The following is an 18,842-nucleotide window of genomic DNA, read 5'->3' as shown; positions in this document are numbered from 1 at the left end:
CATTACGCTTCTTTTCGGCGATCAATTAATACAGCTAGTAAGATTACAAGTCCTTTTACAACTTGTTGGAAGAAAGAAGATACACCTAATAAATTTAAACCGTTATTTAGTACACCGATAATAAGTACACCGATGAATGTACCAACAATCCATCCTCTTCCCCCAGAAAGACTTGTTCCACCTAATACAACTGCTGCAATTGCATCTAATTCATAAGAAGTACCTGCAGTCGGCTGTGCAGAATCTAATCGTGATGTTAAGACAATACCTGCAAGCGCTGCCAAAATTCCGGAAAGACCGTAAATCATTACTTTAATTCTCGTAACATTAATACCTGATAGTGCTGCTGCTTCTTCATTTCCACCAATTGCAAATGTACGGCGACCAAATGTCGTTTTCTTCAAAATGAAGTACAGTACTGCGAAAGCGATCATCATTGTAACAGCTGGTACAGGAATACCAAGAAAATAACCGCGGCCAAACATCTGGAACATTAAATGATCACCAAGACCAGTGATCGGACGTCCGTCCATATAAACAAGCGTCAACCCACGAAAAATAGTCATTGTTGCTAAAGTTGCAATAAATGGAGCTACTTTTCCTTTCGCAATGATGATACCGTTTACAATTCCCATTACAAGACCTGCTAATAGTCCAACTGCCATTGCAAGGAACGGATCCATGCCACTTGCCATCATTCCAGCAACAAGTGCACTTGATAATGCTAAAATAGAACCTACCGATAAGTCAATACCCCCTGTTAAAATTACGAAGGTCATTCCGAATGCAATAAGCGCATTAATCGATACTTGACGCAGTATATTAAATAAATTTGGAATTTCAATAAACGCTGGATTTAAAGCTGTAATTACGACGATAATTAATACTAAACCGATTAAAGAACCGAGTTGTTGTAATACATTCCCCTTCTTAGCCATCCTTACTCTCCCCCTGTAGCTAGTGCCATAATAGACTCTTGTGATGCCTCATCTTTCCCTAAAATGCCGCGGACTTTTCCTTCATGAATAACAAGAACTCGATCACTCATCCCTAAAACTTCCGGAAGCTCAGATGATACCATAATAACGGCATCGCCTTGCTCTGTAAGCTTATTCATAATAGAGTAAATTTCTTTTTTCGCTCCAACATCAACACCTCTTGTTGGCTCATCTAAAATGAGTAATTGCGGATGAATGCCTAACCATTTTGCAATTACAATCTTTTGCTGATTTCCACCAGAAAGAGATTTCACTGCCTGCTCTCCGCTAGATGCTTTCACATTAAGAAGCTTCATCATATCCTCTGTAAACTGTTGTTCTAGCTCGTTGCTTAGAACACTTCCCTTTGAAAGACTTTCTAAATTCGGTAAAGCTAAATTTTCTCGAATTGAAAAATCTAGCACTAATCCTTCAGACTTTCTATCTTCTGTAATAAAAGCAATTCTTTGTCTAATTGCATCTATTGGACTATCAATCTTTACTTCTTGTCCATTTATAAAAATTTGTCCAGAGTCTAAAGGTTCATAACCAAATATCGCTTTCATAATATCAGTGCGACCAGCCCCCATCAAACCAGCTACACCAAGGATTTCACCTTTCCTCACTTGAAACGAAACATTTTCAAATTTCCCTTTCTTCGTTCCGTTACGCATTTCAAAAATGATATCACCAATTTGACTATTTCGCTCTGGGTAACGTTCACCAATGCTGCGCCCCACCATCATACTCACTACTTCATCAAATGATGTTTCTGGAATTAATCTCTTTCCCACGTATTCTCCATCACGCAAAATCGTAATAGCATCACATATTGAGAAAATCTCTTCCATACGATGCGAAATGTACACGAATGAAACACCTTCTTTACGTAACTTATTAATTACTGTAAAGAGCGTTTCGATTTCACGATCCGTCAGTGCCGCAGTAGGTTCATCCATAATAATAACGCTCGCGTTTGTCATTAATGCTTTCGCAATTTCGATAATTTGCTGTTGTCCAACCGATAATTCCTCTGCTAACATAGCGCCTCTTACATGCAATCCTAGCTCTGCTAGTTGTTGCTGCGCAATCGCGTTCATTTGTCGAGTGCGTAAAATACCTGTTTTCCCATACATTAACTCTTTACCGAGAAACATATTTTCAGCTACTGTTAAATTCGGCAATATGTTTAGTTCTTGATGTATAAATGCGATGCCGTACTCTTCAGCTTCTTTCGCATTTTTAAAGGTGCGCTCTTGCCCATCAATCGTGATCGTCCCACCATCTTTTTTATATACACCTGTTAAAATCTTCATGAGCGTTGATTTACCCGCTCCATTTTCCCCCATCAATGCATGAACTTCTCCTGTTTCAATCATAAACTGTGCATTCTTCAAAACAGGATTGCCATTGAACGCTTTTGAAATATTTTTCATTTCAATATGCATTCTCATCACTTCCCTTTATTAAAAAATCACGCCTGCATGTAAAATTATATTTGCATAAGGCGTAGCCTCACCTGTACGAATAATCGCCTTCGCTTTCTTTGTATGCTCTTTAAATTGTTCATGAGATACATACTCAAATGCTGGCTCTATTAATTTCTGCTCGATTTCTTTATTTACTTCCGCATTCTTTATAATGACTTCTTCTGCTAACGTCACTTTTTCAATTGCCATATCATCAGCTACAACTTGTAACACCTCTAAAAAACTCGGTTTTCCAATCTCAACAGCTAAATCAATTCGTTTTACTCCATCCGGAATCGGTAACCCGCAATCAGCAATTACAACCATATCTGTATGCCCAAGTGAAGCAAGGACTGCCGCGATTTCACTGTTTAATACACCATGCTTTTTCATCCAACAATCACCTGCACTTCACGTACTCGATCTCTCGTTGGCATACCGCCCTGTGCTCCAAGTTTTGTTACAGAAAGACCACCAGCAATATTCGCGAAACGAATTGCTTTTTGAAGTGTCTCTCCTTCAGAAAGTGCAACTGCTAGCGCACCATTAAATGTATCACCAGCTCCAGTTGTATCCACTACATCAACAGCAATGCTAGGAACATGTACAATCTCTGTTCCATTATGGAAACGGACACCTTTAGAACCTTCTGTCATCAATAATTTATTTGGATACTTCGCCAATAAATCTTCAATTGGTGATGTAAAATCATCTAATACGATGCGGCACTCATGTTCATTTGGCGTAATATAAGTTGCTTTTTCTAAAATATCTTCTGATAAAACTTGTGCTGGCGCTGGATTCAACATAACAGGAATGTTATGTTCCTCACAAATAGCTAATACATATTTTACTGTTTCAAGTGGAATTTCCAGTTGAAGAACAACCATATCCGCTTTTACAAGAAGGTCTTTGGAGCGATCTACCACTGACTTGTTTACAAAAGCATTTGCCCCTTGTACGACAACGATACTGTTATCTTCTTCTGCTAAAACGATATGAGCAATTCCTGTCGTTCTATCTGTAACCGGTACCACATAATCGATAAAAACGCGTTCGTCCTCTAAATTTTTTCTAACTACTGTTCCATAATCATCATTTCCTACGGCTCCAACCATTGCTACATTTGCTCCTAACCTAGCTGCAGCAACTGCTTGGTTTGCCCCTTTCCCTCCTGGGATTGTATGAAACTCTTCACCAATTACTGTTTCTCCTGCTTTCGGCCGTTTCTTTGAAACAGCCACTAAGTCCATTGAAATGCTTCCTACTACTGCAATATTTGGCATCTGTTTCATCTCCTTACTTCGTTGTATTTCGTTCTATAATTTCAATCGGTAAACGATAGTGTTTCTCTTCTAATGTATTTCCTTCCATTTGCTCTAGCAACAACTCTGTTGCAATTTTCCCCATTTCATATATCGGTTGTGCAACTGTTGTAATAGATGGATACATCATTTCCGTTAAAGAAATTCCATCAAATCCGATAATTTGTAAATCATCTGGAATGGCAATCCCCTTTTGAAGTGCAGCCTTTACAATACCAATCGCAATTAAATCATTCCCAGCAACAATACCATCAATATGCGGGTATTCTTCTAATAATTCCATCGCTACACGCTCACTATTTGCTGGATCAAACGTACTCTCTGCAATCATATACGAAAGATTATTTTGCGTAATAACGTCTACAAAACCTTCAAAGCGTTCATTTGCAGTACTCACATCACGTGGACCGCGAATATGTGCAATATGTTTACATCCTTTATCTAGTAACAACTTTGTCGCAGCCTGACTTCCTGCATAGTTATCTGCATATACAGTAGGAATACGCTCATTAAACATACGGTCAATCGCAACAACTGGAACAGATACATTCATGTAATTAACACTATTTTGTGGATTCGTTGCTACAATAAATCCATCTACATTATTTTGTCTAAGCACATCAATATATTGTTTCTCTTTTTCTAAACTTTCATCAGAGTTACAAAGGACAACTGTGTAACCTTGTTTATGTGCTACATCTTCTACGGCACGTGCAACTTCCGGAAAGAATGGATTCACGATATTTGGAACAACTAAGCCAATTAAACGAGACTTTTTATTATACAGTGAACGCGCTACTGTACTAGGCTTATAATCTAACATCTCAATTGCACGTTCTACCTTTTTTAATGTATCTTCGTGAACATATCCATTTTTATTTAGAACTCTGGAAACGGTCGCAACAGATACTCCCGCTAATTTCGCAACGTCTTTGATCGTACTCATTCTCTTTTCTCCTCACTTCATGTAACCGTTTACAGAAAATAATATAACGTATTTCTAAAAATACGTCAATCATTTCTCACTAAAAAGCTTTTAAGGTTATACTCAAAGAAGCACCGCCATAAGGCGATGCTTCTTCATTATGAGTATGATACAGTTTTTTCTTTTTCTTCTACAGCAGGCTCTTCAGCATCTTTTTTACGATCTGATAGTTTAATTTTTTGTAAGAAAATCGTAAAGATGGCACCTACTACGATAAATACTAATCCTGTTAAGAATACAGTATGAAGCGAGTCTACTAAAGAGTTTTTCAAAATAGGTACAATGCTGTTAGCGAACGCTTCTGGCATTTGTTTTAATGCCTCTGGGCTAAATAGCATCGAATATAAACCTTGTGGATCTGTGTGAATCATATCTTTAAATTTCGTTACCATTTGACCCGCTTCTTTCGGGAATGTATCTAATACAGGTACTAAATTCTTTGTTAATGTCGTACCTGAAGTGTTATTCATAATTGATCCTAAAATTGTAATACCAAATGTACCACCGATTTGTCGGAAGAACTGACTTGATGATGTTACAACACCAAGGTCTTTTTTCGGGAAGCTTTCTTGTAACGCTAATGTTAATGTCGGCATTACAAGACCCATTCCTAAACCGATAACCATCATATAAGAAGTAGCTGTAAGCTTCGTTGTGTGCATATCCATCGTTGTTAATAACCAGAAACCACCGGCCATAATAAGCATACCTGCGATAATTTGTGGTTTTACACCAACTTTTAATACAAGTTGCCCACCGATAATACTCATCACAATCATTGTAATCATCATTGGGGTCATAATTGTTCCTGATTCAGCAGCACTTACTCCTACAATACCTTGCATGAAGAATGGTACGAACATAATCGCGCCGAACATTCCAATACTCATAAAGAATCCAATCGCATTCAGTATTGTAAATGTGCGATTTTTAAAGAAATGCATTGGTAAAATTGGCTCTTCAGCTTTCGTTTCAACGATAACAAAGCTAACAATACCAATTACAGCTAGTGCAAATAAACCGATAATTTGCCAAGAATCCCATGCATAATCTTTTCCGCCAAACGTTAGCGCAAGTAATAAACTTACAACACCGAGAATCATCGTAAAGATTCCAGCGATATCAATTTTAATTGGTCCTGTTTGTTTATGCGATTTTAATCCCATTGCAATAAAGATTGTTGCTAAAATACCAACCGGTAAGTTAATGTAGAATACCCATCTCCAGTTCACTGCATCTACAATCCAACCACCAACTTGTGGTCCAATTACAGAAGCAAGGCCGTATAACGCACCAAAAATACCTTGCCATTTTGCACGTTCTTTCCCCGTGAACATATCTCCAATAATAATCATAGCCATTGGCATCATAATACCGCCACCAAGACCTTGAATACCACGGAAAATAATTAATTCTGTCATACCATTTGCCATACCACATAACGCCGAACCAATCATGAAAATAACTAGCCCTGTTATATATACGTTACGACGACCAAGTAAATCCGCTAATTTACCTGCAATTGGTACAACTGTCGTTGATGTTAACATATAAGCTGTTGTTAACCATGTCATTAAACTTAATCCACCTAGGTCACCGACGATACGTGGCATTGCTGTACCAACAATTGTTCCATCTAATGCAGCAAATAGCATCGCGATAATTAAACCGATTAACAACAACTTTCTATTTTGATTTTCTTGTTGCTCCATGTAATCTCCTCAATTCCTCTTAGTTATTCTCTTTTTTCTCTTGTGTCCCACAAATAATGGTTTCTAACTTCTCAAAGAGACGTAATAAATCTTCTCTTTCTTGCAACTCTAAATGTGAAAAGTATTTTGCAATATGCTCGTTACGAGCTGTCATTGCCTCTTCTACTCTAGATTTCCCCTTTTTCGTTAACTCGATGATGACAACGCGACGGTCATCTTTGTCGTGATAGCGTTCTACAAGTTCTTGATCGATTAGACGATCAATCATCACTGTAATCGCGCTAGGCTTCACATACATCTTTTTCGCTAATGTTGTCGCTCTTGAAGCCCCATAATGATCTAAAATCTTTAAAATATAAAACTGCGGTGGTGTAAGTCCTGTCGCTTGCATTTGTTCTAATAACTCCGTCTGCATTTTCTTTCCAATCGAAAAGGCAAGAGCTTGAATTTTATCGATATGCGTCATATCATTTGGCATGTTATCCACCTCTTATTTAAACAATAAAATATTTAATGTATTTAAATATTAATCCCACGAACAAAATCCGTCAATACTTTTATTCATAAAAACGTTTACATTTTTGTCACAAAGTTGTATAATTTTCGACGAAGTTAATATTGACAGTCACGGAGAAACGGAGTACACGGCTATGAATCATAAAAAAGGAAACTTTTTTATATTTCATGGCCTTTTTATGTTCTCTGTCTTAAAACGCTTCGAATTAATTAGGGGAGGATTTTCATTTTATGTTTTTCACACAATTATTTAAACCTGCGCCCCACGCGGAACGCTTACCAGCTGATCGCGTTGATAGCGAATACCGTAAATTACGTTTACAAGTATTCTTAGGTATCTTCATCGGTTATGCAGGTTACTACTTTGTTCGAAAAAACTTTTCACTAGCAATGCCATACTTAATCGAGCAAGGCTTTAGTAAAGGGGAACTTGGGGTTATCCTTTCAGCAGTTTCTATCGCTTACGGATTAAGTAAATTTCTTATGGGTATCGTATCCGATCGTTGTAATCCTCGCTACTTTTTAGCAGCTGGGCTATTTTTATCAGGTATCATTAATATTATTTTCGGCTCATTTTCTTTCATTACAACGAGCATTATACTTATGTTTGTACTTCAGTTTTTAAATGGATGGGTACAAGGTATGGGATGGCCTCCTTGTGGTCGTACGATGGTTCACTGGTTCTCTATTAGCGAACGTGGTACAAAAATGTCTATTTGGAACGTCGCTCATAATGTTGGCGGAGCGCTTATGCCTTCCCTTGTAACATTAGGCTTATACTTCTTCGCAGATGACTGGAAAAGTATTTTTTACTTCCCAGGTATTCTTTCAATTTTAGTTGGTATTTATGTATTAATTACGATGAAAGATACGCCTCAATCTTGTGGACTACCTTCTATTGAAGAACATACTGGGGAATATCCACCAGATGAAAAAGTAAAAGATCGCGAACGCGAGCTTTCAGTAAAGGAAATTTTGTTTAAATATGTATTAAACAATAAGTTTTTATGGTACATCGCTATTGCGAACGTTTTCGTATATTTCGTACGTTACGGCGTTGTAGACTGGGCTCCTACTTATTTAGTAGAAGAAAAAAGCTTTACTCATAGTAGCTCACGTACTGCTTACGCTCTATATGAATGGGCTGGTATTCCAGGTACACTTCTTTGCGGATGGATGAGTGATAAACTATTTAAAGGACGTCGTGCACCTGCTGGTATTTTATTTATGGTTGGTGTATTTATCGCAGTTCTTGTTTACTGGTTAAACCCTCCTGGTAATCCAATGGTTGATAGTATCGCACTTGTCGCAATTGGATTTTTAATTTACGGACCGGTTATGTTAATTGGTCTACACGCTCTAGATTTAGCACCAAAGAAAGCTGCTGGAACTGCAGCAGGCTTAACTGGATTCTTCGGTTACTTAGGCGGAGCTGCTTTCGCTAGTGCAGCTATGGGCTTTATCGTAGATGCATTCGGATGGGATGGTGGATTCATCTTATTACTCGCATCTTGCGTACTTGCAATGTTTTTCCTTGCTCTTACTTTAAAGACAGGGTCAGTAAAATCAAAACAAGCTTAAATAACATATAACAAGCATAAAAATAGCTCTTAGCATCTACATACATGCTAAGAGCTATTTTTTATTTTCATTGCTGTTCCTACTAATAATAACAACCAATTCCTTCCCTACTCTAATATTAAAAGATTTGATGAAACACCTTTATTAAAACAGCTAACGTAACAGATGCAGCAAATCCCCCTAGACAAATTAAACTTACCCCTTGACTATATGACAAATTTTGAAATGATTTCATTGCTTCCATCCTCCCTATCTCCCCTTTGATACTTTTATTTTACCAATGGGAAAAATTTCATAACATCGATTTCTCTAACAACTAACTTACAAATTTGTAAGTTAACATCTTTTCAACTTATATATCTAGTATTTCCACAAATAAGAGTCATTTATACATAAAAAAGACCTCAGTTATACTAAGGTCTTCGTTACATTCTATTTCATTTTATAATCATCACCGGACATTTCACTCGTTTTGCTATTTTATGACTTACACTTCCAAGCACCATTTCTTGCAATGTATTTAATCCTCTACTTCCAGCGATAACAAGATCTATATCTCCTGTATTTACATATTGAACAATCGTATCTCCAGGATCACCATGTAATATCGTAATTGTATAAGAAATGTTCTCTTTCTTTAATAAACCTTCAATCTCTTTTAATTTATCTTTTCGACTAGCTGATATTGTTTCTAAATCTGTTTGACCTTGTATAATATCTGATTTTGCCGTTCTATTATCTACTACGTACACAACTTCAACATTTGTTTCTTCGCTACATTTCGCAATATATGTTGCATGCTCCGCTGCTCGAAGTGCATGTTCAGAACCGTCACATGCTAATATAATTTGTTTGTACATATGCTGAATCCCCTTTTCGTTATCCTACTCGTATTATATAATAAAGCCCCCTAAAAAGGAGGCTTTTAACTAGCAATTCTTTTATTATAAGTAGCTAAATTTGCAACAAGTTTTGAGCTACGTTCATTTAATCCCGTTATACTCACTTTCACACCACTTTGTTCATACTTCATGATAACTTTATCAATTGATGCCACTGCTGAATCATCCCATACATGCGCATGAGTAAAGTTCATCTCAATTTCTTTCACATCTTCATTAAATGAAAAAGCATTTATAAAATCTGCCGTAGACGCAAAGAAAAGTTGACCGTGAATTTCGTATATTTTCTTATTTTCAATATATAAATGTTTCACGTGAATCTTTGCCATATTGAATGCAAATAATACGGCACTAATTACTGTCCCAATGACTACGCCTAACCCTAAATTGTGGGTAATAAGAACGACTACTACTGTTACGATCATAACGAATGCATTCCCTTTTGGTACTTTATGAATCGTTGTTACAGAGTTCCAATCAAATGTTCCGATCGAAACCATAATCATAACTGCAACTAATGCTGCCATCGGAATATGAACAACATAATCACCTAAAACGAATAGTAATACAATTAAAAACCCGCCCGCTATAAACGTCGATAATCGTCCGCGTCCACCTGATTTAATATTAATAACAGATTGACCAATCATTGCACAACCTGCCATTCCTCCGAAGAAACCAGCAACAACGTTTGCGATCCCTTGTCCGCGTGCCTCTTTATGCTTATTACTTTCCGTATGCGTCATATCATCTAAAACTGAAGCTGTTAATAAAGACTCTAGTAAACCAATGATTGCAAGCATAACTGCATAAGGTAAAATAATCCCTAATGTTTCTAATGTAAATGGCACATCAGGAATACTAAAGAACGGTAATTCTTTCGGTAGGCTTCCCATATCCCCTACTGTTTTCAACTGTAATCCGCTCATAAGTGCAATACTCGTCACAATAATAATTGAAATAAGCGTAGAAGGTACAGCCGTTGTAATACGTGGAAATAAATATATAATTGCAAGTCCTAATACAACGAGTGCATACATTTGCCAAGTTGCATTTTTAAAATGCGGTAATTGCGCTGTAAAAACTAAAATTCCAAGTGAATTTAAAAAACCACTCATAACAGATTTCGGAACAAACTTCATAAATGAGCTCAGTTTGAACACGCCAAAAATAATTTGGACGATACCTGTTAATATTGTTGTAGCAAATAAATATTGCAAACCATGATCTTTAACAAGCGTTACCATTAATAATGCCATTGCACCTGTTGCAGCTGAAATCATTCCAGTTCTTCCGCCAACAAATGAAATGGTAACCGCAATACAAAAGGCTGCGTATAGTCCAACTGTCGGATCCACGCCTGCAATAACAGAGAAGGCTATCGCTTCAGGGATTAATGCTAAAGCAACGACAATTCCTGATAACACGTCCCCTCTCACATTAGAAAACCAGTCATTTTTTATCGTTTGAAACAAAATACCACTCCTCTACTCCTTTATAATTTGATTTTCTCCATAAGAAAATCTAGCCGACTGCACGAAAGCTATTATATAACGAGTAGAAGATTTTTTGCTATGTAAAAGTTTCCTAAAGAAAAAGACGCTACCTCAGTAGCGCCTTTACTCCTTTTATTAATGCCCATCATGCCCTTGACCACTTTCTTGCACAATCTCTAATCTCTCATCTAATATTCCTTGTGTTTCGAATGAAATATCACTCGTACTGCCTAATAAGAAGCCGTGATTATACGGTCCAAGTGTTGGGTCATCTTTAAACTTCGGCTGAATACTTGCAAGGAAGTCATACACTGGTTGTGAAGCTTTTCCTTCCTCTAAAAAGATAACAGGGGCATGTTTACCCATATGTGAAAATGGTGCCCCAGCAACTGCTAAATCTGGTGTTTTGCTTGAAACAAATGATAAACCGTGACCAGGTTTTATGAATCCCCAGCCAAATTTTGTTTTTTCATCTTTAAACTTCGCAAATGCGATAGAATTTTCTGTTGGATTCTCACCGCTAATACGCGTTACTTTCCCGTATTTGCTTAACTCTTTTTCTACTTCTTTTGAAACAATTTTTTCTGGTCCTAGTAAATATATATTTGCTTTATCTTTTCTCATCTTTAATGCCTCTATTGTCGCTTCTGGCACTTTATCCTTTTCTGTATACAGTAGTGGTTCCGGCATATGAGAAATCCAGTTTACAGCGGGTGTTGTATATAAACGTCCTTCTTCTTCAGACGAACCGATAATAACACTATTTGGGTAGCTTCCTGTTATATCGGTGTATTCTTTATCCACATCTTTAGCGAATATAGCTGGATCCGTTTCCTTTATTTGCTTTACTTTATAATCTTTTAATTGTGCAAGCGTGCTAGCACCTACATCCCCCATTACCATAATTTGTGTTCCATCTTTCGTTCCGAGCGGATTTAGCCGTTTTATTTCTTTTAACGTCATTTCGGGTACCTTTTCTTTTTCTATAAATAAAATCGGCCCGTTATTCGGATGATGAATAAGGTCCGCGCTCGCAATGCCTAATTGCCACTCGCTTGCTGGTACTAAAATAACAGCACCTGGCTGGTTCTCTTTATGGGTTGCTGGCCATATCGTTTGCGAAGTTAACACTGCCATTTGCAGGGGATCATTTGTATTTAACCTCGTCACATTTTTTAGACTTGTCGTTAATAAATCATTCGATGCCCCTTGGTTCATTTCTTTCGGCGCAGTTACTTCCTGAACCATTTTCATTTCCTTTTGCTCTGTTTTCTTCTCTTTTGTAGCTTCATGGTTTTTATGGTCTGTATTCGTTTGTCCACATGCAGCAAGACCCACTGCTGTAATTATTGTTATCCCAAAAATTCGGGTCATTTTTTTCACTATACCGCCTCCGCATTAATCATTTTTGAGCCAATATGATTACCTAAAATGTAATTTCAACTCCACAATAACAAGCAATTCTGAAGAAATTATGCAGACGCATCATAATCTGCACCATTTCTTCATGATTTTGCATTACACTTTAAGTAACGATTATAAATATGGAGGGCTCTCTATGATTGATATACTGCTCGTAGACGATGAACCGAGAATGCTTGAATTATTAACGCTTTATCTTACCCCAATTGGATATAACTGCGTATGTGCGACTTCAGGAGAAGAAGCTATTTTACATATAGAAAATCGAAACTTTAAATTTGTTTTACTCGATATTATGATGCCAAAGATGGACGGATGGGAAACGTGCAAAAAAATCCGATCTTTTAGTAACATTCCTATTATTATGGTTACAGCTCGTGATCAAACAGTAGATGTCGTTCAAGGATTAAAACTTGGAGCCGATGATTACGTAACGAAACCTTTCCATGAGGAGGAACTTTTCGCAAGAATTGAAGCTGTTTTAAGACGTACAAATGAACATAAACAAATCCAATATCACGGTATTGTATGGGATGAAACAAAACACTTCGTTTCTGTCCATAATGAAGAACTCCTTCTCACACCAATTGAATTTTCTTTACTCGGATTATTTTTACGCCATGTGAACTACGTATTAAACCGTGATCAGCTCATCGAACGAATTTGGGGGTTAAACACAAATACAGAAGATCGCACAGTCGATTCACATATTCGTAATTTACGTGATAAATTACGAAAAGTAAATTTCCCTATTGATCACCATTTAAAAACAGTTTATGGAGTCGGGTATCGGTGGATTGATACTTTAGATTAAGGAGCAAAACGATGAAGCGAATATCTATTCAACTCGGATTTTATTTTTTAATTGTTACACTTTTAATCGAAAGTGTTCTATTTGTCTTGCTTTATTATAGCCTTGTCAACAATAGAGTAAATGAAGAAATGACAGCTTTATTAAAGCGCGGAAATAGTCACAGAGATGTGCTTGAAAAGTATTTTGATAAGCAAACAATCTCCCATGTTGCACTAATGGAATCCGAAGCCGAAACGACTGTTGTTATTACAAATGCAAATAAGGATGTACTAGCTAAATCCAACGAAATAAATACTACTATAAAAAAGCATATTAAAAAGATGCAAACACGGACAGATCATGAAGGCGCAATTATAGAGAATCATTGGAAAACATCTAATTATATATGTACAGTTAGTCCCATTGTAGTAGATGGAAAACATGAAGGCTATGTGTACATGTTTCTTGGGACAGAATCCATTGAAGAGATGGTGAATGGGCTAACAAGACAATTCATTATTGCCGGCGTCATTACGTTTCTATTAACAGCCATCACTATCTTTCTCTTATCACGGTTGTTAACAAAACCATTGTTACACATGAAACATGCCACTGAAAAAATGAGTAAAGGCGATTTATCAGTTTCGTTAACGACTACTCGAAATGATGAAATTGGTGAACTAGCATCATCTATTCAAACGCTTGCTAATGATTTACATTATATGAAAACAGAGCGAAGTGAATTTCTAGCAAGTGTTGCTCACGAATTACGAACACCATTAACATACGTAAGAGGTTACGCTGACATTGCTTTAAAAGAAAGCACACCCCCAGAGCAACGTTTGCGATATTTATCTATTATAAAAGATGAGTCTGATTACATTACAAACTTAGTTCAAGATTTATTTTCACTTGCACAAATGGAACAGCATAACTTTTCTATTCAAGTAAAGGAAGTGCATTTACACACCTTCCTTACTCGCATAGCTAAAAAAGTGAACGCCATATATAAAGAAAGATACATTAAAGTTTCTTTCTCTTGTCCTCCTACACTGCTAGTAAACTTAGATGAACAGCGATTTGAACAAGTGATAATAAACATTTTAAATAACGCTTATAGACATTCAAAAGAACATTCTCATATAAATATTTCTGTTACAAAAGAACATAAACGTATTTCCATTACAATTGAAGATGAAGGCGAAGGTATTCCGCCTGAAGACCTCCCTCACATTTTCGACCGTTTTTATCGAGTTGATAAAGCAAGATCACGAGCTACAGGTGGAACTGGTTTAGGACTATCTATCGTAAAAGAAATTGTAGAACTACACGGCGGGAATATTAGTGTAACGAGCGAAGTTAATCACGGGTCTTGCTTTATCATTTCATTAGCATCTATACAAAAACACGACTACCATCAGTAGTCGTGTTTCTTTATCATTTAACTTTATAATATAAATTTACAAATTGTCCAAAACGTTTCGTATCCGTTAAAGTTAAATTGATTTCCGGGTTCTTGTCTTGAAATAACGGAACTCCAGAACCTAATATATGCGGTGTAATCGTAACGATATATTCATCAATTAGATTATTCTTAAAGAACTCTCTTAGTAGACCCCCTCCACCGACCATCCATATTTTAGATCCTTCTTGCTCTTTCAACCTTTTCGTAAACTCCACTACATCTTCATTTACAAACTCCACGTGTTCGTTTGAACCTTTTTCTGAGTTAGAAAAAACATAACATTTTTTATCTAAATACGGGAATGGTTCTATATGCTCTACTACATAATCGTACGTTCTTTTTCCCATAATTATTGTATCAATCGTTTCGTACATTTCTGTATAACCGTTATCTCCCTCCCCTTCGGTTTCCATTAACCACTGTAAATCATCATCTTCTTTCGCAATATATCCATCTAAGCTCGCCGCAATAAATAAAACTATTTCACGTGACATATTTTTTCCTCCTTACATCTCATCTTGATAACATTATGCTGTAAACAATATACTAACAATAAAACACGACAATTTATGTCATGTTTAAAAAGAAAAAAGGTGATACATTTGTCAAAAGCTAAACGCTTATTAGATATTCTTATATTTGCTTCTGCGAAAAAAGCATTTACAGCGCAAGAAATAGCTGATGAATTTAATATTTCTGTTCGTACTGTCCATAGATACATTTTAGATTTAAGTGATATGGGATTACCCATTTACGCTGAACAAGGTCGTAACGGAGGTTATAAAGTATTAACGAATAAAGTCATTCCCCCTATCTTATTTACGGAAGAAGAAGCAGTCTCCATCTTTTTTGCTTTTCAATCTTTAAATTACTATCGAGACTTACCTTTTAACACAGAAATCAATTCCGTTACGCATAAACTGTATAGTTCTCTACAAAATGAGGCAAAAGCGAAAGTTGATAAAATACGTTCTTATATTGCTTTTTGGAATCCGAAGAGAACAATTGAGACACCACTTTTACACGAAGTATTAACCGCGGCTATTGAAAATAAAAATTTACACTTTCAATACGAATCTAAATCAAGGATCAAAACAAAACACGTTCATCCTATCGGTGTATATGCGCATGATGGTTTATGGTATTTACCTGCTTATGATTTTAATGTAGAAAAAACATTACTGTATCGCGTCGATCGTATTCTTTCTATATTATCAACGGAAGAAAATGAAGATACATTCATGAATTTAGAAGAGTGGTTTGCCTCTAACTCTCACGTAGTACATAATCCTACTCAGTTACATGTTTTACTGTCAACAGAAGGCGTACGCCAATGTAAAAGCGTGCCTTACCTTGAAGAATTCGTTGTAACAAACGAAAACGGGACAGGATATATACATTCAACAATTGATAAAGGAGAAATCGATTTTATTACCCCTTTATTTTATAGACTCGGAAAAGATGCAAAAGTTTTAGAACCGATAGAATTGATAGATGGTTTACGTATGCGTGCGAAAGAAGTTTTACATATGTATGGAGACGAAAAAAGCTGCTAAATATAAGCAGCTTTTTAATCTAGTTGTTTTTATTATGTTTACGATTGACGAATATCAAACCACCAACGATTTTTCGAATTCATATTTTCAGTGTCACCAATCCCTCTGTAATTGAAAGCATCCAAAAAGATTGAATCTAATTTATCTTCATCTACAAAATAACCTAAATTAACTTTTACCGTTTCTCCTGGTGTGATACTGCCAATATTGTAAAAGCTTTTTCCATCTCCATGAGGCTCTAAATAATCAACTTCGCCTGTCATAATATTTTTTTCTGCGATTCCATCTTTCCCAGCATACTGCCATGCATTTCCTTTATCTTCAAGAACTTTTATAGATGGAGTCATATAGATTTCTTCTGTCGCCTGTTTACCTATATTTTTCACTGTTGTTGTCAGGTAGACAAATTTAGGATGAATTAATTTTGATTCTACTAATTGATCAATTGAATCTTTACCATTTCCAATTTTATATTTATCCCTTCTATATGGTATCAATTGTCCAGCTTGATCCAAAGCTTGATTCCTGCTTAGTATTCCTAAGCCCATTTCATTAAAGTTCTCTTGTTTAAAATCTTTGATTGAATCAAAGGCTTCAACTTTTTCTATCACATATTCAATTTGACTGTTATCCATAGATATCGTTACTGGAACCTTTTGCCCTATATGAAATAGTCGTTTGCTATCCTTCTTCAAAGGAATTACCTTAGTTGTTTTACTTTCTTGGCTAAAATACTTTTTATCATAATCGCTTATATATGATGCCTTTTCTTTTGACGTAGGCTCAAGTGAAATGTTCCCTAACACATCCACCATTTGTTCTTCGTTTACATCGTTTCCAATATAACTTTGTAACATGATCCCCTCTTTCTCAAAAAAGAGAAAGACCTCTCTGTTAAACGCTAAATTATTGTTTCCATTTTCTTTATTAACAATCACTGCTTTCTTACCATTTATCTCTTTCTCTTCGTAGCTTTTTGAGTACAGCGTTTTAAAATTCGAATCTTTTCCTACTCTCCAAAGAATGAAAGAAAATCCACCCTTTGCATAGTTATCTTTAAATGAATATTTCATAGCAGAGTCATCAATTGCTTCCATATTTTCTGGCAATTTACCAACCTTCAACTTATACCACTGATCACTCTTTTTCGAATCCTTATTTGTTAAGGAAACATTTACTTCATAATTTTGTTTTTGAACGATCATATTATAGACTTTCACTGCTCCAAAAACGGTTGTCGGCATGCCGATCAATAAGCAAGCAGCAGCGATTAACATACGATGTCTTTTACACTTTTTCAGCGGTTGTCCATCTTGCAGCTTCATTTCCTCCATAAACAATTTCTTTTTGCGCGTATATGTATGTGAAAATTCATGTTGTTCTTCAAGTTTATCAAAATCATCTAAAGCAATTTTTTCAGCAAGTTCATATATTTCTTTGGAGTTCTTTGAATTCGTCATGTTGTATACCTCCTATCATATTTTGGACTCGTTTTCGAGCGCGTTCAAACTGCTTGCGGACATTTGCCTCCGTTATCCCCATAACACTTGAAATTTCTTGATACGTTAAGTTATAGAAGACTTTGTACTTAAACACCTGTCTGTTAGATTCATTTAACTCTTTTAGCAATGCATCAATTTGAAGCTCAGACATTTTACGTTTTTCCCACTCTTCAATATTTTCATCTACTGCCTCTACTGATTCTCTTTCATATTCTTCTAAAAATGTTTCATGTCGTTTATTTTTCCGGTAACTATCAATTGCCTTGTTTTTCGCGACCCTCAAAATGTAACGTTTAAGCTCTTGAGTAGCCAAGTTATGGAGCTTTTCCAAGTTCTTATAAAGAGTAATAAACGTCTCTTGAACTGCATCTTCTGCCTGCTGAATATTATTTAAAATAGAATAAGCTACGTAATAAATTTTTTGTTCGTACAACTCGTATAGCTCTTCCATCTTTTCATAATCGTTGTTTGTAACTTTCATATAATTCCTCCTCTCACTCTATATAACGAATGAGCCATATACTTTGTGACACTACAAAATCTATTTATAAATAAAATTTAATAATAAAATAAACAAAAGCCCAATTTCTCTATTTTAACTGAGAAATTGGGCTTTTTAATATTAGAATTTTCTTGACTGTTTCCCTAGGAATATCCCTCTTACGCCTTTTCAGTAAGCAGCATATGCTCTATCGCTTCTTTTAACAAATTCTTTGTCTCTTCCAAGTTATGATTCTTCTTTTCCTCTGGTTGCACCGTATAAAACTCAGCAAATGAGCGCTCTTTATATCTTGGTACGACATGCATGTGATAATGTGTTAACTCGTTAAATACTCCACCATTTTGACAAACTGTAACTCCGTCAGGTTTATATACTATCTTAATCGCTTTTGCAATAAGCTTAGAAGCATCCATAATGGATTTTGCTACAACGTCATCTAATTCGTCTACTTCTACAACATGCTGCTTTGGCACAATTAAAGTATGTCCTGGGTAGAAAGGCGCATGATCTAAAAAGCAAGTTACATAATCATCTTCATATACTTTATATATTTTTTCCTCTTCGTTTGCTAATTTACAACCTAAACAGTCCACTACACTTTCCCCTCTTTCTAAAAACATAAAAACGTGAGAATACGGC

At 36.0% G+C, this 18,842-nt stretch carries 19 protein-coding genes; 4 read left to right on the top strand and 15 right to left on the bottom strand.

Annotation, left to right across the window (positions count from 1 at the left end):
* Positions 1-2 precede the first annotated feature (2 nt).
* From AXW78_RS03270 to AXW78_RS03240, 7 genes are all read right to left on the bottom strand, one after another.
* The gene (locus AXW78_RS03270; protein ID WP_001074641.1) at positions 3-938 is read right to left on the bottom strand and encodes an ABC transporter permease subunit; all 936 of its coding nucleotides are present in this window, start codon (positions 936-938) and stop codon (positions 3-5) included.
* 2 nt (positions 939-940) lie between these two features.
* On the bottom strand, positions 941-2,425 hold the full coding sequence (gene rbsA, locus AXW78_RS03265) for a ribose ABC transporter ATP-binding protein RbsA (protein ID WP_061883779.1): 1,485 nt from the start codon (positions 2,423-2,425) through the stop codon (positions 941-943).
* Positions 2,426-2,443: 18 nt separating this feature from the next.
* Positions 2,444-2,839 carry a D-ribose pyranase gene (gene rbsD / locus AXW78_RS03260; protein ID WP_000716135.1) on the bottom strand — a complete coding sequence of 132 codons (396 nt, stop codon included), beginning with the start codon at positions 2,837-2,839 and terminating at the stop codon, positions 2,444-2,446.
* On the bottom strand, positions 2,836-3,732 hold the full coding sequence (gene rbsK / locus AXW78_RS03255; RefSeq protein ID WP_061883778.1) for a ribokinase: 897 nt from the start codon (positions 3,730-3,732) through the stop codon (positions 2,836-2,838). The genes rbsD and rbsK overlap by 4 nt, the downstream gene beginning before the upstream one ends.
* Before the next feature lie 13 nt (positions 3,733-3,745).
* Positions 3,746-4,717, bottom strand: a complete 972-nt coding sequence (rbsR, locus tag AXW78_RS03250) for a ribose operon transcriptional repressor RbsR (protein ID WP_000104057.1) — start codon at positions 4,715-4,717, stop codon at positions 3,746-3,748.
* A 137-nt stretch (positions 4,718-4,854) separates the two neighbouring features.
* Positions 4,855-6,468, bottom strand: coding sequence for an MDR family MFS transporter (locus tag AXW78_RS03245; RefSeq protein WP_000437640.1), 1,614 nt, complete (start codon positions 6,466-6,468; stop codon positions 4,855-4,857).
* Between the two features lie 19 nt (positions 6,469-6,487).
* A complete protein-coding gene (locus AXW78_RS03240) occupies positions 6,488-6,946 on the bottom strand; it encodes a MarR family winged helix-turn-helix transcriptional regulator (RefSeq protein ID WP_001132366.1) in 459 nt (152 codons plus the stop codon).
* Between the two features lie 269 nt (positions 6,947-7,215).
* On the opposite strand from AXW78_RS03240, the gene glpT reads away from it, so the two are divergent.
* Positions 7,216-8,565, top strand: a complete 1,350-nt coding sequence (gene glpT / locus AXW78_RS03235) for a glycerol-3-phosphate transporter (RefSeq protein ID WP_000466383.1) — start codon at positions 7,216-7,218, stop codon at positions 8,563-8,565.
* Positions 8,566-8,683: 118 nt separating this feature from the next.
* On the opposite strand, the gene AXW78_RS03230 is transcribed toward glpT, so the two are convergent.
* The 4 genes from AXW78_RS03230 to AXW78_RS03215 form a co-directional block, all read right to left on the bottom strand.
* Positions 8,684-8,800, bottom strand: coding sequence for a DUF4027 family protein (locus tag AXW78_RS03230; protein WP_000834733.1), 117 nt, complete (start codon positions 8,798-8,800; stop codon positions 8,684-8,686).
* Between the two features lie 202 nt (positions 8,801-9,002).
* Positions 9,003-9,425, bottom strand: a complete 423-nt coding sequence (locus tag AXW78_RS03225; protein ID WP_000277998.1) for a universal stress protein — start codon at positions 9,423-9,425, stop codon at positions 9,003-9,005.
* Positions 9,426-9,490: 65 nt separating this feature from the next.
* Positions 9,491-10,942 (bottom strand): SulP family inorganic anion transporter, encoded by a 1,452-nt coding sequence (locus tag AXW78_RS03220; protein WP_000487913.1) that lies wholly within the window; start codon positions 10,940-10,942, stop codon positions 9,491-9,493.
* Between the two features lie 156 nt (positions 10,943-11,098).
* Positions 11,099-12,346 carry a cell wall-binding repeat-containing protein gene (locus AXW78_RS03215; protein WP_000738852.1) on the bottom strand — a complete coding sequence of 416 codons (1,248 nt, stop codon included), beginning with the start codon at positions 12,344-12,346 and terminating at the stop codon, positions 11,099-11,101.
* A gap of 175 nt (positions 12,347-12,521) precedes the next feature.
* On the opposite strand from AXW78_RS03215, the gene AXW78_RS03210 reads away from it, so the two are divergent.
* Both AXW78_RS03210 and AXW78_RS03205 read left to right on the top strand, forming a co-directional pair.
* On the top strand, positions 12,522-13,199 hold the full coding sequence (locus AXW78_RS03210; RefSeq protein ID WP_000565479.1) for a response regulator transcription factor: 678 nt from the start codon (positions 12,522-12,524) through the stop codon (positions 13,197-13,199).
* An 11-nt stretch (positions 13,200-13,210) separates the two neighbouring features.
* The gene (locus AXW78_RS03205; protein ID WP_000822564.1) at positions 13,211-14,602 is read left to right on the top strand and encodes a sensor histidine kinase; all 1,392 of its coding nucleotides are present in this window, start codon (positions 13,211-13,213) and stop codon (positions 14,600-14,602) included.
* 13 nt (positions 14,603-14,615) lie between these two features.
* Here the strand turns inward: AXW78_RS03205 and AXW78_RS03200 are convergent, their stop codons facing one another.
* Positions 14,616-15,137 carry a dihydrofolate reductase family protein gene (locus AXW78_RS03200; protein ID WP_000085765.1) on the bottom strand — a complete coding sequence of 174 codons (522 nt, stop codon included), beginning with the start codon at positions 15,135-15,137 and terminating at the stop codon, positions 14,616-14,618.
* A 75-nt stretch (positions 15,138-15,212) separates the two neighbouring features.
* Between AXW78_RS03200 and AXW78_RS03195 the strand changes: the two genes are divergently transcribed.
* Positions 15,213-16,199 carry a helix-turn-helix transcriptional regulator gene (locus AXW78_RS03195; RefSeq protein WP_116777393.1) on the top strand — a complete coding sequence of 329 codons (987 nt, stop codon included), beginning with the start codon at positions 15,213-15,215 and terminating at the stop codon, positions 16,197-16,199.
* A 38-nt stretch (positions 16,200-16,237) separates the two neighbouring features.
* Here the strand turns inward: AXW78_RS03195 and AXW78_RS03190 are convergent, their stop codons facing one another.
* From AXW78_RS03190 to AXW78_RS03180, 3 genes are all read right to left on the bottom strand, one after another.
* On the bottom strand, positions 16,238-17,659 hold the full coding sequence (locus AXW78_RS03190; protein WP_061883776.1) for a DUF4367 domain-containing protein: 1,422 nt from the start codon (positions 17,657-17,659) through the stop codon (positions 16,238-16,240).
* Entirely contained in the window at positions 17,625-18,182 is a 558-nt protein-coding gene (locus tag AXW78_RS03185; protein ID WP_000869264.1) for an RNA polymerase sigma factor, read from the bottom strand. Before AXW78_RS03185 ends, AXW78_RS03190 begins: the two co-directional genes overlap by 35 nt.
* Positions 18,183-18,361: 179 nt before the next feature.
* Entirely contained in the window at positions 18,362-18,796 is a 435-nt protein-coding gene (locus tag AXW78_RS03180) for an HIT family protein (protein ID WP_061883775.1), read from the bottom strand.
* Positions 18,797-18,842 lie beyond the last annotated feature (46 nt).

The organism is Bacillus thuringiensis, assembly GCF_001595725.1.
Taxonomy (GTDB): domain Bacteria; phylum Bacillota; class Bacilli; order Bacillales; family Bacillaceae_G; genus Bacillus_A; species Bacillus_A thuringiensis_K.
This window is presented reverse-complemented; position numbering and strand designations above follow the sequence as displayed.

Coding starts and splice junctions, on each gene's coding strand:
- AXW78_RS03270 (WP_001074641.1), bottom strand. CDS start 938: ATGGCTAAGAAGGGGAATGTATTACAACAACTCGGTTCTTTAATCGGT.
- AXW78_RS03190 (WP_061883776.1), bottom strand. CDS start 17,659: ATGACGAATTCAAAGAACTCCAAAGAAATATATGAACTTGCTGAAAAA.
- glpT (WP_000466383.1), top strand. CDS start 7,216: ATGTTTTTCACACAATTATTTAAACCTGCGCCCCACGCGGAACGCTTA.
- AXW78_RS03205 (WP_000822564.1), top strand. CDS start 13,211: ATGAAGCGAATATCTATTCAACTCGGATTTTATTTTTTAATTGTTACA.
- AXW78_RS03240 (WP_001132366.1), bottom strand. CDS start 6,946: ATGCCAAATGATATGACGCATATCGATAAAATTCAAGCTCTTGCCTTT.
- AXW78_RS03210 (WP_000565479.1), top strand. CDS start 12,522: ATGATTGATATACTGCTCGTAGACGATGAACCGAGAATGCTTGAATTA.
- rbsA (WP_061883779.1), bottom strand. CDS start 2,425: ATGCATATTGAAATGAAAAATATTTCAAAAGCGTTCAATGGCAATCCT.
- rbsK (WP_061883778.1), bottom strand. CDS start 3,732: ATGCCAAATATTGCAGTAGTAGGAAGCATTTCAATGGACTTAGTGGCT.
- AXW78_RS03200 (WP_000085765.1), bottom strand. CDS start 15,137: ATGTCACGTGAAATAGTTTTATTTATTGCGGCGAGCTTAGATGGATAT.
- rbsR (WP_000104057.1), bottom strand. CDS start 4,717: ATGAGTACGATCAAAGACGTTGCGAAATTAGCGGGAGTATCTGTTGCG.
- AXW78_RS03225 (WP_000277998.1), bottom strand. CDS start 9,425: ATGTACAAACAAATTATATTAGCATGTGACGGTTCTGAACATGCACTT.
- AXW78_RS03185 (WP_000869264.1), bottom strand. CDS start 18,182: ATGAAAGTTACAAACAACGATTATGAAAAGATGGAAGAGCTATACGAG.
- AXW78_RS03195 (WP_116777393.1), top strand. CDS start 15,213: ATGTCATGTTTAAAAAGAAAAAAGGTGATACATTTGTCAAAAGCTAAA.
- AXW78_RS03245 (WP_000437640.1), bottom strand. CDS start 6,468: ATGGAGCAACAAGAAAATCAAAATAGAAAGTTGTTGTTAATCGGTTTA.
- AXW78_RS03230 (WP_000834733.1), bottom strand. CDS start 8,800: ATGAAATCATTTCAAAATTTGTCATATAGTCAAGGGGTAAGTTTAATT.
- rbsD (WP_000716135.1), bottom strand. CDS start 2,839: ATGAAAAAGCATGGTGTATTAAACAGTGAAATCGCGGCAGTCCTTGCT.